General features: G+C 70.0%; 12 protein-coding genes and 1 pseudogene. 2 read left to right on the forward strand and 11 right to left on the reverse strand.

Annotated features, from left to right (window positions below; all coding sequences use genetic code 11):
* Positions 1 to 43: 43 nt before the first annotated feature.
* The 11 genes and pseudogenes from pstB to mshD form a co-directional block, all read right to left on the reverse strand.
* Positions 44 to 820: a phosphate ABC transporter ATP-binding protein PstB gene (pstB, locus tag ABZ208_RS11000; RefSeq protein ID WP_328399073.1), complete on the reverse strand. Its 777-nt coding sequence runs from the start codon at positions 818 to 820 to the stop codon at positions 44 to 46.
* 54 nt (positions 821 to 874) lie between these two features.
* Positions 875 to 1,951 carry a phosphate ABC transporter permease PstA gene (gene pstA, locus ABZ208_RS11005; RefSeq protein ID WP_356909200.1) on the reverse strand — a complete coding sequence of 359 codons (1,077 nt, stop codon included), beginning with the start codon at positions 1,949 to 1,951 and terminating at the stop codon, positions 875 to 877.
* Positions 1,948 to 2,946, reverse strand: coding sequence for a phosphate ABC transporter permease subunit PstC (pstC, locus tag ABZ208_RS11010; protein ID WP_356909201.1), 999 nt, complete (start codon positions 2,944 to 2,946; stop codon positions 1,948 to 1,950). Before pstC ends, pstA begins: the two co-directional genes overlap by 4 nt.
* Before the next feature lie 98 nt (positions 2,947 to 3,044).
* A complete protein-coding gene (gene pstS, locus ABZ208_RS11015) occupies positions 3,045 to 4,172 on the reverse strand; it encodes a phosphate ABC transporter substrate-binding protein PstS (protein WP_356909202.1) in 1,128 nt (375 codons plus the stop codon).
* A gap of 299 nt (positions 4,173 to 4,471) precedes the next feature.
* Positions 4,472 to 4,891, reverse strand: coding sequence for an NUDIX hydrolase (locus ABZ208_RS11020; RefSeq protein WP_356909203.1), 420 nt, complete (start codon positions 4,889 to 4,891; stop codon positions 4,472 to 4,474).
* Positions 4,888 to 5,874: a CHAD domain-containing protein gene (locus ABZ208_RS11025; RefSeq protein WP_356909326.1), complete on the reverse strand. Its 987-nt coding sequence runs from the start codon at positions 5,872 to 5,874 to the stop codon at positions 4,888 to 4,890. Before ABZ208_RS11025 ends, ABZ208_RS11020 begins: the two co-directional genes overlap by 4 nt.
* A 219-nt stretch (positions 5,875 to 6,093) precedes the next feature.
* Positions 6,094 to 6,438 (reverse strand): annotated as a pseudogene (locus ABZ208_RS11030) (CHAD domain-containing protein); the annotation flags it as partial.
* Complete coding sequence (locus ABZ208_RS11035; RefSeq protein ID WP_356909204.1) at positions 6,425 to 8,650, reverse strand: RNA degradosome polyphosphate kinase; 2,226 nt, start codon at positions 8,648 to 8,650, stop codon at positions 6,425 to 6,427. The pseudogene ABZ208_RS11030 and the gene ABZ208_RS11035, both read right to left, overlap by 14 nt.
* Positions 8,651 to 8,903: 253 nt before the next feature.
* Positions 8,904 to 9,263, reverse strand: a complete 360-nt coding sequence (locus tag ABZ208_RS11040) for a hypothetical protein (RefSeq protein WP_356909205.1) — start codon at positions 9,261 to 9,263, stop codon at positions 8,904 to 8,906.
* 92 nt (positions 9,264 to 9,355) lie between these two features.
* Positions 9,356 to 9,535 (reverse strand): hypothetical protein, encoded by a 180-nt coding sequence (locus ABZ208_RS11045; RefSeq protein WP_356909206.1) that lies wholly within the window; start codon positions 9,533 to 9,535, stop codon positions 9,356 to 9,358.
* A gap of 104 nt (positions 9,536 to 9,639) precedes the next feature.
* Positions 9,640 to 10,563, reverse strand: a complete 924-nt coding sequence (gene mshD, locus ABZ208_RS11050; protein ID WP_356909207.1) for a mycothiol synthase — start codon at positions 10,561 to 10,563, stop codon at positions 9,640 to 9,642.
* Positions 10,564 to 10,811: 248 nt separating this feature from the next.
* On the opposite strand from mshD, the gene ABZ208_RS11055 reads away from it, so the two are divergent.
* Together ABZ208_RS11055 and ABZ208_RS11060 are read left to right on the forward strand one after the other, a co-directional pair.
* Positions 10,812 to 12,644, forward strand: a complete 1,833-nt coding sequence (locus tag ABZ208_RS11055) for a bifunctional metallophosphatase/5'-nucleotidase (RefSeq protein WP_356909208.1) — start codon at positions 10,812 to 10,814, stop codon at positions 12,642 to 12,644.
* Between the two features lie 183 nt (positions 12,645 to 12,827).
* Entirely contained in the window at positions 12,828 to 13,700 is an 873-nt protein-coding gene (locus ABZ208_RS11060) for a phosphatidylinositol-specific phospholipase C (protein WP_356909209.1), read from the forward strand.
* The last annotated feature ends 4 nt before the right edge of the window (positions 13,701 to 13,704 follow it).

Genomic DNA, 13,704 nt, shown 5'->3' on the forward strand with positions numbered 1-13,704 from the left:
GGCCACCAACGGCCTCTGCCCAGGCTCACCACGGGGCCGTCCATCATCCGAAGCGTCCCGAGATGTAGTCCTCGGTCGCCTGGACCGACGGGTTGGCGAAGATGCGCTCGGTCTCGTCGATTTCGATCAGCTTGCCGGGCTGGCCGACCGCGGACAGGTTGAAGAAGGCCGTACGGTCCGAGACGCGGGCCGCCTGCTGCATGTTGTGCGTCACGATGACGATCGTGAACCGCTCCTTCAGCTCGCCGATCAGGTCCTCGATCGCCAGCGTGGAGATCGGGTCCAGCGCCGAGCAGGGCTCGTCCATCAGCAGGACGTCGGGCTCGACCGCGATCGCGCGGGCGATGCACAGACGCTGCTGCTGACCACCGGACAGGCCGGAGCCGGGCTTGTTGAGGCGGTCCTTGACCTCGTTCCAGAGGTTCGCGCCCTTGAGGGACTTCTCGACGACATTCGCCAGCTCGTTCTTCTTGTACGAGCCGTTCAGACGCAGGCCCGCCGCGACGTTGTCGAAGATCGACATGGTCGGGAACGGGTTCGGGCGCTGGAAGACCATGCCGACCGTACGGCGCACGGCGACGGGGTCCACGCCCGACCCGTACAGGTTCTCGTCGTCCAGCAGCACCTTGCCCTCGACGCGGCCACCGGGAGTGACCTCGTGCATGCGGTTCAGGGTGCGCAGGAAGGTGGACTTTCCGCAGCCGGAGGGGCCGATGAAGGCCGTCACGGAGCGGGGCTCAACGGTCATCGAGATGTCCTCGATGGCCTTGTGGGTGCCGTAGTAGGCGGTCAGGCCGCTGACGTCGATTCGCTTGGCCATGTGAATCACTTCTTCTTTCGTGAGCCCCGCTCGGCGGAGCCGAATATCGAGGCCTTAGCGGCCGGTCTTCGGGGCCTTCCAGCGGGCGATGCCGCGGGCCACCAGATTGAGGATCATGACGAAGGCGATCAGGACCAGGGCGGCGGCCCAGGCGCGGTCGTACGACGCCTCGCTGCCGACCCGGTACTGCTCCCAGATGTAGTAGGGGAGCGAGGACTGGGCGCCTTCGAACGGGTTGCTGTTGATCAGCTGGGCGCCGAAGACGAGCAGCATGATCGGGGCGGTCTCACCGGCGATACGGGCGATCGCGAGCATCACACCGGTGGTGATGCCGCCGAGCGCGGTCGGGATGACCACCTTCAGGATCGTGCGGTACTTCGGCACACCGAGGGCCAGCGAGGCCTCGCGCAGCTCGTTCGGGACGAGCTTGAGCATCTCCTCGGTGGAGCGGACCACGACCGGGAGCATCAGGATCGCCAGGGCCAGCGCGCCCATCAGGCCGGACGGCTGCAGATCGAACATCAGCATGATCGACAGCAGGAAGAGGCCGGCGACGATCGACGGGATACCCGTCATGACGTCGACGAAGAAGGTGACGGCCTTGGCCAGCGTGCCCTTGCCGTACTCGACGAGGTAGATGGCGGTCAGCAGGCCGATCGGCACGGAGATCACGGTGGCGAGACCGACCTGCTCCAGGGTGCCGATGATCGCGTGGTAGATACCGCCACCGGGCTCGAAGCCGGGGACCCCGGCCATCGAGTGGCTGAGGAAGTACCCGTCGAGGGCCTTCACACCGCGGCTGACGGTGACCCAGATCAGCGAGAAGAGCGGGATCACGGCGAGGATGAAGCACACCCAGACGATGCTGGTGGCGAGCCGGTCCTTGGCCTGGCGCCTGTTCTCGACGGCGCTGGTGACCACGTACGAGATGACGACGAAGAGCAGGGCGGAGATCAGGCCCCACTGGACCTTGCTCTCCCAGCCGGCCACCATGCCGATGCCGACACCGAGGGCGGTTGCCACGACGGCGAAGAGGGGCTGGGAGCCGCGCGGGAGGGCACGGGAGCTGAGGCTGCTGGGGCGTCCCGGCCTCGGCGGCGTCTTCCTGTCCTGTATGGCTGCGTGGCTCATGCGTTGGCCCCCGAGTACTCCTTGCGGCGCGCGATGATCATGCGGGCCGCGCCGTTCACCAGCAGGGTGAGGATGAAGAGGACCAGACCGGAGGCGATCAGCGCGTCGCGTCCGAGTTCATTGGCCTCGTCGAACTTCGCGGCGATGTTCTGCGCGAAGGTTCCGCCGCCCGGGTTGAGCAGGTGGAGGGAGATCACGAAGCTCGGGGACAGGACGGTGGCGACGGCCATCGTCTCGCCGAGGGCACGGCCGAGGCCGAGCATCGAGGCGGAGATCACGCCGGAGCGGCCGAAGGGCAGCACCGACATGCGGATGACCTCCCAGCGGGTGGCGCCGAGCGCCAGGGCCGCTTCCTCGTTCATCCGGGGGACCTGGAGGAAGACCTCGCGGCTGACGCTGGTCACGATCGGCAGGATCATGATCGCCAGCAGCAGGCCGACGGTGAAGAGCGAGCGGGCGACGCCCACCTCGGTCTTCTCGAAGATGTAGGTCCAGCCGAAGAACTCGTCGAGCCAGAGGTTGAGGCCCTCGAGGTACGGGACCAGGAAGAGCGCGCCCCAGATGCCGTAGACGATCGACGGCACGGCGGCCAGGAGATCGACGACGTAGGCGATGGGAGCGGCGAGCTTGCGCGGCGCGTAGTGCGAGATGAACAGCGCGATGCCGACAGCGATCGGTACCGCGATCAGCATCGCGATGATCGAGCTGACGACCGTGCCGAAGAGGAGGACCGCGATGCCGAAGACCGGCGGGTTGCCCGCCGGGTTCCAGTCGAAGGTGGTGAGGAAGTTGCCCTCGTCCTTCGAGATGGCGAGCGTGGCGCGGTAGGTGAGGAACACGGCGATCGACGCCATGATCACCAGCAGCAGAATGCCCGAGCCGCGGGACAGGCCGAGGAAGACCTTGTCGCCCGCGCGGCCCGTGGAGGTGGCTCGTCTGGTGACCGGCGGAGCCGGTGTCGGAGGCAGAGAGTCTGTGGGTGTTGTGGAAGCCATGATCTTTCCGGTCTGGGGTGGGGGAGCGGAGCGGCTCCCCTGGCGGCGGTGCACCGGAGGGTGGCCGGCGGGGGCAAGGCCCCCGCCGGCCGACTGTGTTACTTCAGGCCCGCGACGGTCTCGCGGACCTTGGCGTTGATCTCGGCCGGGATCGGGGCGTAGCCGGCTTCCGTCAGGACCTTCTGGCCCTCGTCGGAGGCCGTGTAGGTCAGGAAGGACTTGACGGTGCCGAGGGTGTCGGCCTTGTTGCCGCTGTCGCAGACGACCTCGTAGGTCACCAGGACGATCGGGTAGGCGCCATCGGCCTTGGTGGCGTAGTCGAGGTCCAGGGCCAGGTCCTTGCCGGTGCCCTTGACCTTGGCGGCGGCGATGGCCTTGGAGGCGTTCTCCGACGTGGCCTCGACCGGGGCGGCAGCACCGGTGGCGATGTTCACGGTCGGGATGGACTGCGAGGTCGCGTAGGAGAGCTCGAAGTAGCCGATGGAGCCTTCGGCCTGCTTGACCTGGGCGGCGACGCCCGCGGAGCCGGACGCGGCCTGGCCACCCGGGGCCGGCCACTTCTTCTCGGGCTCGTACGGCCAGTCCTTCGCGGCGGTGGCGGCGAGGTACTTACCGAGGTTCTGGGTGGTGCCGGAGTCCTCGGAGCGGTGGAAGGCCTGGATCGCGGTGTCCGGGAGCTTGGTGCCCTCGTTCAGCGCGGCGATCGCCGGGTCGTTCCACTTCTTGATCTTGTTGTTGAAGATCTTGGCGAGGGTGGCGGCGTCCAGGTTCAGCTTGTCCACGCCCGGCACGTTGTAGCCGATGGCGATGGGGCCGCCGACCATGGGCAGGTTGATGCCCTGGCCGGTCTTGCAGATCTTCTTGGACTCCTCGACCTCTTCGGGCTTGAGCGCCGAGTCGGAGCCCGCGAAGCCGACGGTGCCCTGGTTGAAGGCGACGATGCCCTCACCGGAGGACGAGGCCTTGTAGTTGACCTCCACGCCGGTGCAGGCGGCCATGTAGTTCTTGACCCAGAGGTCCATGGCGTTCTTCTGTGCGCTGGAACCGGACGCGAGCAGCTTGCCCTTGGCGTCGTCGCACTTGATGTTCGAGGAGGCCTTGGACGTCTCGCCGCTGCCAGGCTTGGTGTTGTCGTCCGAACCACACGCCGTGAGGACCAGGGCGCCGGACACGGCCAGGGCACCGAGCGCGGTGGCGCGAAGCCCGTTCTTGCGCTGAAGCTTCACTTTTCGGGTGTTCCTTCCAGTTGCCGCCTGACTCTGAACGTTCTATGGCGGCGTGCGTCGGGGTGGGGGGACCAGCACTGTGCCGGTCACCGTGTAAGGCCGAAATTAGGCAGATCAGGTGACGCGACCAACGGGAGAGAGTGAACGGCAGGTGAACCATGCAGGGCGGCCTGGTGCTCGATTCAGTGTTCACCTGTTCGGCCGAGCGCGCGCGACGGGCGTGTGGCGCCGAGAGACCGCTGAGGGGCTCTTCGGAGGGAGCAGGGGGCGGCGTCGGATGCGCAGTGCGTCATCCCTGCTCAAGCTACGTGCAGTGCCTCGAGGAGCGCGTCGAGAAGAGTGCGGTCGCGGGGCTGGGTGAGACGGTTGCGGGCCGCGGCCGGGGGCAGCCAGATGATGCTGTCGACCTCGTTGCCCGGGGTGAAGCCGCCTGTCGTGGCCTCTGCGGCCCAGTACATGACCTGCTTCGGGCGGCCGCCTGCGACATAGCGTGCGGTGGGCAGGCGGGGACCGATCAGGCAGTGGTGACCGGTCTCCTCCAGCACCTCGCGCCGTGCCGCGGAGCGCTCGTCCTCCCCGCGCTTGAGCTTGCCCTTGGGGAAGGACCAGTCGTCGTACTTCGGACGGTGCACGAGACAGATCTCCACGCCGCCGTCCCCGTAGGGCGACCGGCGCCACAGCGCGCAGCCCGCGGCGAGGACGGGGTCGCCGTCCGTCACGGGGCCGACACCGCCGTGGCGTGCCGCCACTCCTGCTGGAAGGCGAAGCGGGCGGCCTCGACCTCGTGCCGCTGGTCGGCGTGAAGCACCCCGAGGGCGTAGGCCGTTGCCGGCGCGATTCGGGGAGTGCGGGCGGCTGCCGCCGCGGCCGCTGCAGCCTCGGCGGCGTCCCGGTGCCGGTCCAGGACCCGTCCGGCGTGCCGGAGCACCTGGTCCGCGCCGGGGTACAGCACCTCCTGTGCGTAACGATGCAGGCGCAGCAGCCGCCGGACCTCGTGCCAGGGCGCGTCCTGCTCGTCGCCGGCGGTGGCCAGGCCGTTCATCAGGGCGTCCGCGTTGTACGGATGGGCGGCGCGGCCCAGTGGCAGCGCCGCGACGGCCTCCAGCAGCCGCTGCTCGGCGGTCTCGGCCTGGGGCACGAGCGTCTCGGCGGCCGTGCGCTCGGCGGCCGGGGCGAGGGGGAGCTCGGAGGCCAGTACGGCGACGGCGTCCGCGACGGCGTGGAACCGGGACGACCCGAGCGTCTGGAGCGCGGCGGAGTGGGCCCGGGTCCGGGCGAGCGTGAGCTGCCGCTCCAGCAGCGCCCCGGCCCGCGCGGCACCGACCGCCAGCGTTCCGGTGGCGCGCCTGGCTTCGGCGGTGGCGCCTGCGCCGTGCGCGGCTGCGACGGGAGCCGGGGCCGCGGCACGGGCCGGGCGGACGGCGGCGTCAGGTACGTCGAGCCCGAGCGATCCGGCCGACCGGGCGGCGCCGACGGAACCGGCGGGCACGGTCCGCCGGGCCACGGGTTCGCCGGGATTCCGGGGGGTCCGCTCCGCGCCGCTCACGCCGCCGGCCTCCGCACCGGCGGCGTGAGCGGACGTCTGCGCGGGGGCCTGGGCAGCGGCCGCACCAAGGACGCCGCCCGTCGCCGCCGGGCCACGGTCTGCGGCGGCCGGGCCGGCCTGGTTCGCGGAGCCGTCGGCGCTGCCGGGATCGGCCAGGTGGTCGGCACCCGCCCGGCCGCCTGGTCCGTGCGGGTCTGCGTCGTCGTCCGCGCTGCCGGGGGCGGCTTCGGACACGTGGCCGGATTTCGCAGCGTCGTCGGCGTTGCCGGTGCCGCCGGTGCCGGATGGGCGGCCGGCCGTGGCGGAGCTGCCACGGCGGCTGCCGCCCGGCGCGGGCAACGGCAGTCGTGCCGGGGGCAGCGGGGCGGTGCCCGACAGGCGGGAGAGGGCCGCCAGCAGGCGGTCCAGGCGCGAGGTGCAGGCGTGTTCGTGGGCCAGCGTCGCCGACAGCCACCCCAGTTCCGTGCGCAGGCCGTCCGCCCAGGCCCCGTCCAGCAGCGGCCGGAACGTGTGCAGCGTGCCGCTGATGCGGCGCGACGAGTGGCGCAGCGCATGCGCCGCCCCGGCGACGACCTGCGTGTCGGCGCCGCCCTCGCTGTGCAGCCGCAGGCTGCGCAGGAAGTCGGCCGCCTGCGCATGGAGGTATCGGGCCACCACGTCGCCCGCCGTGACCTCGGCGGTGGTCGTGGTGTCCCGCCGGGAAAGTTCAGGGCTGTGCACGCCGGCGCCTCCGGGCGTCTATGAGCATCTCCTGTACGTGCCGCAGCGGCTGGCCGTCGGAGTCCGTGGCATGCCGTGTCCACTCGCCGTCCGGACCGAGGTGCCAGGAGGACGTGCTGTCGGACATACCGGTCTCCAGCATCCGGCTGAGGGCCGCGCGGTGGGCCGGGTCGGTGACCCGTACCAGTGCCTCGATCCGGCGATCGAGGTTTCGGTGCATCATGTCGGCGCTGCCGAACCACACCTCGGGCTCGCCGCCGTTGCCGAAGGCGAAGATCCGGGAGTGTTCCAGGAAGCGGCCGAGGATCGAGCGCACCCGGACGTTCTCCGAGAGGTCCGCAACGCCGGGGCGTATCGCGCAGATTCCGCGCACCCATATGTCGACGGGCACGCCCGCCATGGCCGCCCGGTAGCAGGCGTCGATGACCGCCTCGTCCACCATCGAGTTGACCTTGATGCGGACGTAGGCGGGGCGGCCGGCCCGGTGGTGGACGGCCTCTTTGTTGATCCGCGACACCAGGCCGTCGCGCAGGGACTTGGGGGCGACCAGCAGTCGCCGGTAGGTCTCGCGGCGCGAGTAGCCGGAGAGCCGGTTGAACAGGTCCGAGAGGTCCGCGCCGACCTGCGGGTCAGCGGTCAGCAGGCCCAGGTCCTCGTACAGCCGGGCGGTCTTCGGGTGGTAGTTGCCGGTGCCGACGTGCGAGTAGCGCCGCAGGATCTCGCCCTCCTGGCGGACCACCAGCGACAGCTTGCAGTGGGTCTTCAGGCCCACCAGCCCGTACACGACATGGCAGCCGGACTCCTCCAGCTTGCGTGCCCACTTGATGTTGGCCTGCTCGTCGAAGCGGGCCTTGATCTCGACGAGGACGAGGACCTGCTTGCCGGACTCGGCGGCGTCGATCAGTGCGTCGACGATCGGGGAGTCGCCGGAGGTGCGGTAGAGCGTCTGCTTGATCGCGAGCACGTCCGGGTCGGCCGCGGCCTGCTCCAGGAAGGCCTGCACCGATGTGGAGAACGAGTCGTACGGGTGGTGGAGCAGCACGTCCCGTTCGCGCAGCGCCATGAAGATGTCGGGCGCCGACGCGGACTCGACCTCGGAGAGGTCCCGGTGGGTGCCGGCCACGTACTTCGGGTACTTCAGCTCGGGCCGGTCCAGCGCGGAGATCCCGAACAGTCCGGTCAGGTCGAGCGGCCCGGGCAGTGGGTACACCTCGGCGTCGGAGACCTTCAGCTCGCGCACCAGCAGGTCGAGGACGTACGGGTCGATGGACTCCTCGACCTCCAGGCGCACCGGCGGCCCGAAGCGGCGCCGCATGAGCTCCTTCTCCAGGGCCTTGAGGAGGTTCTCGGCGTCGTCCTCCTCCACCTCCAGGTCCTCGTTCCGGGTCACCCGGAACATGTGGTGCGCCAGTACCTCCATCCCGGGGAACAGCTCCTCCAGGTGGGCGGCGATGACGTCCTCGAGGGGGACGTAGCGCTGCGGGGACGCCTCCAGGAACCGCGAGAGCAGCGGTGGCACCTTGACCCGCGCGAAGTGGCGGTGGCCGCTGACCGGGTTGCGCACGACGACCGCGAGGTTCAGCGACAGACCCGAGATGTACGGGAAGGGGTGTGCGGGGTCGACGGCGAGCGGCGTGAGGACCGGGAAGATCTGCTGGCGGAAGAGCGTGAAGAGGCGCGCCTGCTCCTTCTCGGTGAGTTCCGGCCAGCGGATGACATGGATGCCTTCCTCGGCGAGCGCCGGTGCCACGTCCTGCTGGTAGCAGGCGGCGTGCCGGGCCATGAGCTCGCGGGAGCGGGTCCAGATCAGGTCGAGGACCTCGCGGGGCTGGAGACCGGAGGCGGAGCGGGTGGCGACGCCGGTGGCGATACGGCGCTTGAGGCCTGCCACCCGGACCATGAAGAACTCGTCCAGGTTGGAGGCGAAGATCGCGAGGAAGTTGGCGCGCTCGAGCAGCGGCGTCGCCGGGTCCTCCGCGAGCTCCAGCACACGCTCGTTGAACGCGAGCCAGCTGCGCTCGCGGTCCAGGAACCTGCCCGACGGCAGCTCCGGCGTCTTCGGCTCGCGCTCCTCGTCGTATGCGTCGAGGGAGTCGATGTCGGGCTCGAGATCGGACACCGTGGCGGAGGTGGTGTGCCGTCGGTGTGCGGCTATGGAACCGACGGACGACGTGGGGTGCTGGACCGGTACCTCGGCGGGCTGCTGGCTCATAAACCCATTCTTCCGCGCCGAAGGCAGGACGGGCGCGTCGGAGGTGGCCGGGCCGAGGGGATCTTTGCCGTTCGGGGAGGCGGGCACAGCGGGCTGCATTGCCTGAGGGTCGCAAGGTCGTCTGAATGCCCGGTAACAACGACATGACGTGAGGGAAAGCGGGGCAGGGCTCCCGGGCGTCGGAATCCGGGGGCCCTGCGTCCGTGCATACGAAAGTCGGCGTATACGAAAGCCGGCCGCTTGCCGCGGCGCGTCAGCCGTGGCGGCGGCGCAGCACCACGAACGCCGCGGTGGTCAGCGCAGCGGTGAGCGTGAGGACGATACCGGTCTCGACGAGCTGGAGCGGCCAGAAGTGCGAGGGCGGATGGCCGCCGTTGTCCACGCTCCATGCGCTCATGGGGTCGCCGGCCGTGACACGGTCCAAGATCGGCGACTCCAAGATCGGCCACAGTCGCTCGCGGTAGCGGTCGCCGAGGGCGTTGAGGACGATGGTGGTGAGGAGGGCGAGCCCGGCGGCGGGCAGGGCGCGGCGCAGCAGCAGGCCCGCAAGAGCGCCCGTGGCCAGTCCGCACAGTGCGTACGCGAGGCTGACGGGTCCGAGCGCGCGGAACACGTCGTCGTAGTACCACTCGTCGGTCAGGGCGGGGGTGCCGGAGCGGCGCGCCCAGCGGTACAGCAGCGACAGCAGCGCCGTGCCCGTGGCGATCAGCAGGGCGGGGAGCAGGAGTTTCGCGGCGAGCCAGCGAGCCAGCGGGCCGGGGTGACGGACTGGGTCCAGGCCAGGGCGGCGGTGCCGCGCTCCAGCTCGCGGACGATCAGCACCCCGCCCGCGTACACGGCGACGGCGAACGGGAGCCAGGCGATCAGCGTGGAGGCCAGGCTCATGTGCCCGGAGTATTCGAACGCGACGGACGAGTAGGCCTGCTCCTCGCAAGAGAGGGGCCGGTGTCCATCCCCACCGGCCCCTGCGTCTGGTTGCTCCTGAGCCGTCACGATTCCGTGCGGTACATCAGATCCACTTCGTGGGTGACGAAGCCCATGCCCTCGTACACCCGCAGCGCCGCCGCGTTGTCCGCGTCGACATAGAGCATCGCGGTCGGCACGCCCTGCGCGGCGAGGTGCCGCAGACCGGTCGCGGTCAGTGCCGTGCCGAGGCCGGTGCCCTGTGCGTCCGGGCGGACGCCGACCACGTAGACCTCGCCGAGCTGCTCCTCGGCGTGCACCTTCGTCCAGTGGAAGCCGACGATCTCGCCGGCCACCTCGGCGAGGAAGAACCCCTTCGGGTCGAACCACGGTTCGGCCTTGCGGTCGTCGAGATCCCGCTGGACCAGGGACCCCTGTTCGGGGTGGTGGGCGAAGGCGGCGGCGTTCACCGCGAGCCAGGCGGCGTCGTCCTCGCCGGGCACGAACGTGCGTACGCTCACCCCGGCCGGATACACCGGCTCGGGAACGCTGCCGATCTCCAACGGACGCCGCAGCTGGCGCAGTTCCCGGAAGAGGGTGAGCCCGAGCACCTGGGCCAGATGCCGGGCGGCGGACTTGCCGCCATGAGCCCACACCCGCAGCCGCTTGCCCGACGCCCCCAGCAGCGCGGTGCCGAGCGCCCGCCCGTGCCCGCGCCCGCGGTGCCCGGGATGGACGACCAGTTCGGCGGCCGGCGCCTCGACCGGGTCCGTGTCCTCGAGCTGGGCGTACCCGACGAGCACGCCGTCGACCGTGAGCAGGAAGTGCTGTACGCCCTCCCGCTTCCCACCGCGCATCTGCAGCCGCCCCTGCTCGGAGACGGCCTGCATGCCGTCGGACCGTGCAGCGTCGGCAAGCAGCCCGAGCACGGCCTGGGCCTGCTGGGGGCTGAGCTCGTCGTGGGCCTGGATCTGCCGGCCGGGCTCCGGAATCACTGCGTCGATCGTCATGGAATCGAGGGTACGGCGGGGGTGGCTGCGGCGGGATCTCCGAGTGCTGCGTTTGACGGGCTCCCGTTCACCGTGGCGCGTTGGCGTGCCGTCCGCCGCCGTTCCCCCATGTGGGTGAAGCGCGGGGGACGGCCCGCCGGCGAAAGATGGCAACCAGGTCGTAACCCTCATCCCCCTGTCGCGCTACGCGCGTTGACTCTAGGCTGCCGCTCGACGTACACAACACGCTGGAACTGACAAGGGGACAGATGTCAGCGACACCACACAATCACCGCGCGACCAAGCGGAACCGGCGCCTGCTCGCCGCCGCTGCCGGGTTCGCCACCGTCGGCGCGCTCGTCGCCGCGATGCCGGCCGGGGCGGCGGACGGGGACCGTCACAGCAGTCGGCACCACTGGACGCGCACCGTCGATGTGCAGCTGCTCTCCTTCAACGACCTGCACGGCAACCTCCAGCCGCCCGCCGGTTCGGCCGGGCGGGTCACCCACAAGCACGAGGACGGCACCACCACCACGATCGACGCGGGCGGCGCCGAGTACCTCGCGACCCACCTGCGCCAGGCACGTGAGGGCAAGCGGTACTCGATCACCGCCGCGGCCGGCGACATGGTCGGCGCCTCGCCGCTGCTTTCCGGACTCTTCCACGACGAGCCGACGATCGAGGCGCTCAACAAGCTCGACCTCGACGTCACCTCCGTGGGCAACCACGAGTTCGACGAGGGTGCCAAGGAGCTCGCCCGCATCCAGAACGGCGGCTGCCACCCGACCGAGGGCTGCTACGAGAAGAAGGCGAACGGCAAGCCCAAGACGTTCAAGGGCGCGGACTTCCCGTTCCTCACCTCCAACGTGACGAACGCCAAGAGCGGCAAGCCGCTGCTCGACCCGTACTTCATCTGGGAGAAGAACGGGGTGAAGATCGGCTTCGTCGGCGTCACCCTGGAGGGCACGCCGGACATCGTCTCCGCCGAGGGCGTCAAGGGCCTCAAGTTCGGTGACGAGGTCGAGACGATCAACAAGTACACGAAGATCCTGGAGCGCAAGGGCGTCAGGTCGATCGTCGCCCTGATCCACGAGGGCGGCGCGCCGGCCTCGCCCGCGTACAACTACAACTGCGACAGCCCCGGTCCGGGCGACGGTATCTCCGGTCCGATCGCCGACATCGCCAAGAACGTCAGCCCGCAGGTCGACGCACTTGTCACCGGCCACACCCACCAGGCGTACGCGTGCACCATCCCGGACCCGTCCGGGAAGCCGCGCACCGTCACCTCGGCCGCTTCGTTCGGCAAGCTGTACACCGACACGACGCTCACGTACGACCGTCGCACCCGCGACATCGTGCGGACGTCCGTCGCCTCCGCCAACCACGTCGTCACGCGTGACGTGCCGAAGGCCGAGGACATGACGCAGCTCATCGACCGCTGGAACACGCTCGCCGCGCCGATCGCGAGCCGGCCCGTCGGCTACATCGCCGGTGACATCGAGAACTCCGTCGAGGCGCCCGAGAAGCCGATCGGCAACCTGATCGCGGACGCGCAGCTGGAGGGCATGGCGCCCGCCGACAAGGGGGGCGCGCAGCTCGCCCTCATGAACCCGGGCGGTATCCGCGCGGGCCTGGTCCACAAGGCGTCCGGCAGTGAGGGCGACGGTGTCGTGACGTACGGCGAGGCCTTCACCGTCCAGCCGTTCACCAACATGATGACGGCCGTCGACCTGACCGGCGCGCAGCTGATCACCGTGCTCCAGCAGCAGGTCAGCGGTTCTAACCAGGCGGCCCCGAAGATCCTCCAGGTGTCGAAGGGCTTCACGTACACCCTCGACATGACGAAGACCGGTGCCGACCGGATCGTCGTGGACTCGGTGAAGCTGAACGGCGAGGCGATCGACCCGGCGAAGACCTACCGGGTCGCGATGAACGAGTTCCTGGCCGGTGGCGGCGATGGCTTCACCGTGCTGAAGGAGCACAAGAACAAGCTGGTGGGCGGGTCCGACCTGGACATCCTCACCGCTTACTTCGCCGCCCACTCGAGCGCGGCCACCCCGCTCGCGCCGCCGGCGACGGGCCGGATCACGGTCGTGAAGTAGCAGGCGCAGTCCGAGTACGAGGGGCGGCGGGCCGATGGCCCGCCGCCCCTCAGCCGTTCCGGTCGGACGCGGTGAGGAACTCCCGCAACGCCAGAGCCCCTCCGGTCTGTTTCCTGCCGGCCGGACATCAGGGGCGTACGGACTCTGGTGAGACTTGACGTGGCCCCGTCATACTCCGGGCTCATGGACCGACGGAGATTTCTCACCGGGGCCGCAGCCGTATCGGCCGCCGCCCTCATCGGCGCCCCCCACGCCGCCGCCGCGCCAGGCCGCACCCTGTCCGTTCAGGACTGGATGGCCGGCGCCGCCGACTCGACACCCCTGCAACGGCTCACCGTCCCGGGCACCCATGACTCGGGTGCGCGCTTCGGCGGCCTGTGGGTGGCCTGCCAGAACACCACCATCGCCGACCAGTTGAACAGCGGCATCCGGTTCCTGGACATACGGTGCCGTGTCACCGGCGGCTCGTTCGCCATCCACCACGCCGCCTTCTACCAGAACCTGATGTTCGGCGACGTGCTCGTCGCCTGCCGCGACTTCCTCGCCGCCCACCCCTCCGAGACCGTCCTGATGCGGGTGAAGCAGGAGTACTCGGAGGAGAGTGACGCCACCTTCCGGGCCGTCTTCGACGACTACCTCGACAACCGGGGCTGGCGCCCGCTGTTCCGGATCGGCGACGGGATCCCCACGCTCGGCGAGGCACGCGGCAGGGTCGTGCTGCTCGGCGACAACGGCGGGCTGCCCGGCGTCCGGTACGGGGACGGCTCGCTCTTCGACATCCAGGACGACTGGAACGCCGCCCCGAATGCCAAGTACCCCAAGATCGAGGCGCACTTCCGCAAGGCCGTCCAGCAGCCCGGGAAGCTGTTCATCAACTACGTCAGCACGTCGGCGTATCTGCCGCCCCGCTGGAACTCCGACAACCTCAACCCCCGGGTCCACTCCTTCGTCAACGGCTCCGAGGCGAGCGGCTGGCGCGGGCTCGGGATCGTGCCGCTCGACTTCCCGAACACCCGCGCCGGCCTGGTCGACTCACTCATCCGGCACAACGGATGACACG

Origin of the sequence: Streptomyces sp. NPDC006208 (assembly GCF_040613775.1) — a bacterium.
In the GTDB taxonomy this organism is placed as follows: domain Bacteria; phylum Actinomycetota; class Actinomycetes; order Streptomycetales; family Streptomycetaceae; genus Streptomyces.

Bases quoted from the DNA above. Each gene is read 5' to 3' on its own strand.
- pstB (WP_328399073.1), bottom strand. From the start codon at position 820: ATGGCCAAGCGAATCGACGTCAGCGGCCTGACCGCCTACTACGGCACC.
- pstA (WP_356909200.1), bottom strand. From the start codon at position 1,951: ATGAGCCACGCAGCCATACAGGACAGGAAGACGCCGCCGAGGCCGGGA.
- pstC (WP_356909201.1), bottom strand. From the start codon at position 2,946: ATGGCTTCCACAACACCCACAGACTCTCTGCCTCCGACACCGGCTCCG.
- ABZ208_RS11035 (WP_356909204.1), bottom strand. From the start codon at position 8,650: ATGAGCCAGCAGCCCGCCGAGGTACCGGTCCAGCACCCCACGTCGTCC.
- ABZ208_RS11045 (WP_356909206.1), bottom strand. From the start codon at position 9,535: ATGAGCCTGGCCTCCACGCTGATCGCCTGGCTCCCGTTCGCCGTCGCC.
- mshD (WP_356909207.1), bottom strand. From the start codon at position 10,563: ATGACGATCGACGCAGTGATTCCGGAGCCCGGCCGGCAGATCCAGGCC.
- ABZ208_RS11055 (WP_356909208.1), top strand. From the start codon at position 10,812: ATGTCAGCGACACCACACAATCACCGCGCGACCAAGCGGAACCGGCGC.
- ABZ208_RS11060 (WP_356909209.1), top strand. From the start codon at position 12,828: ATGGACCGACGGAGATTTCTCACCGGGGCCGCAGCCGTATCGGCCGCC.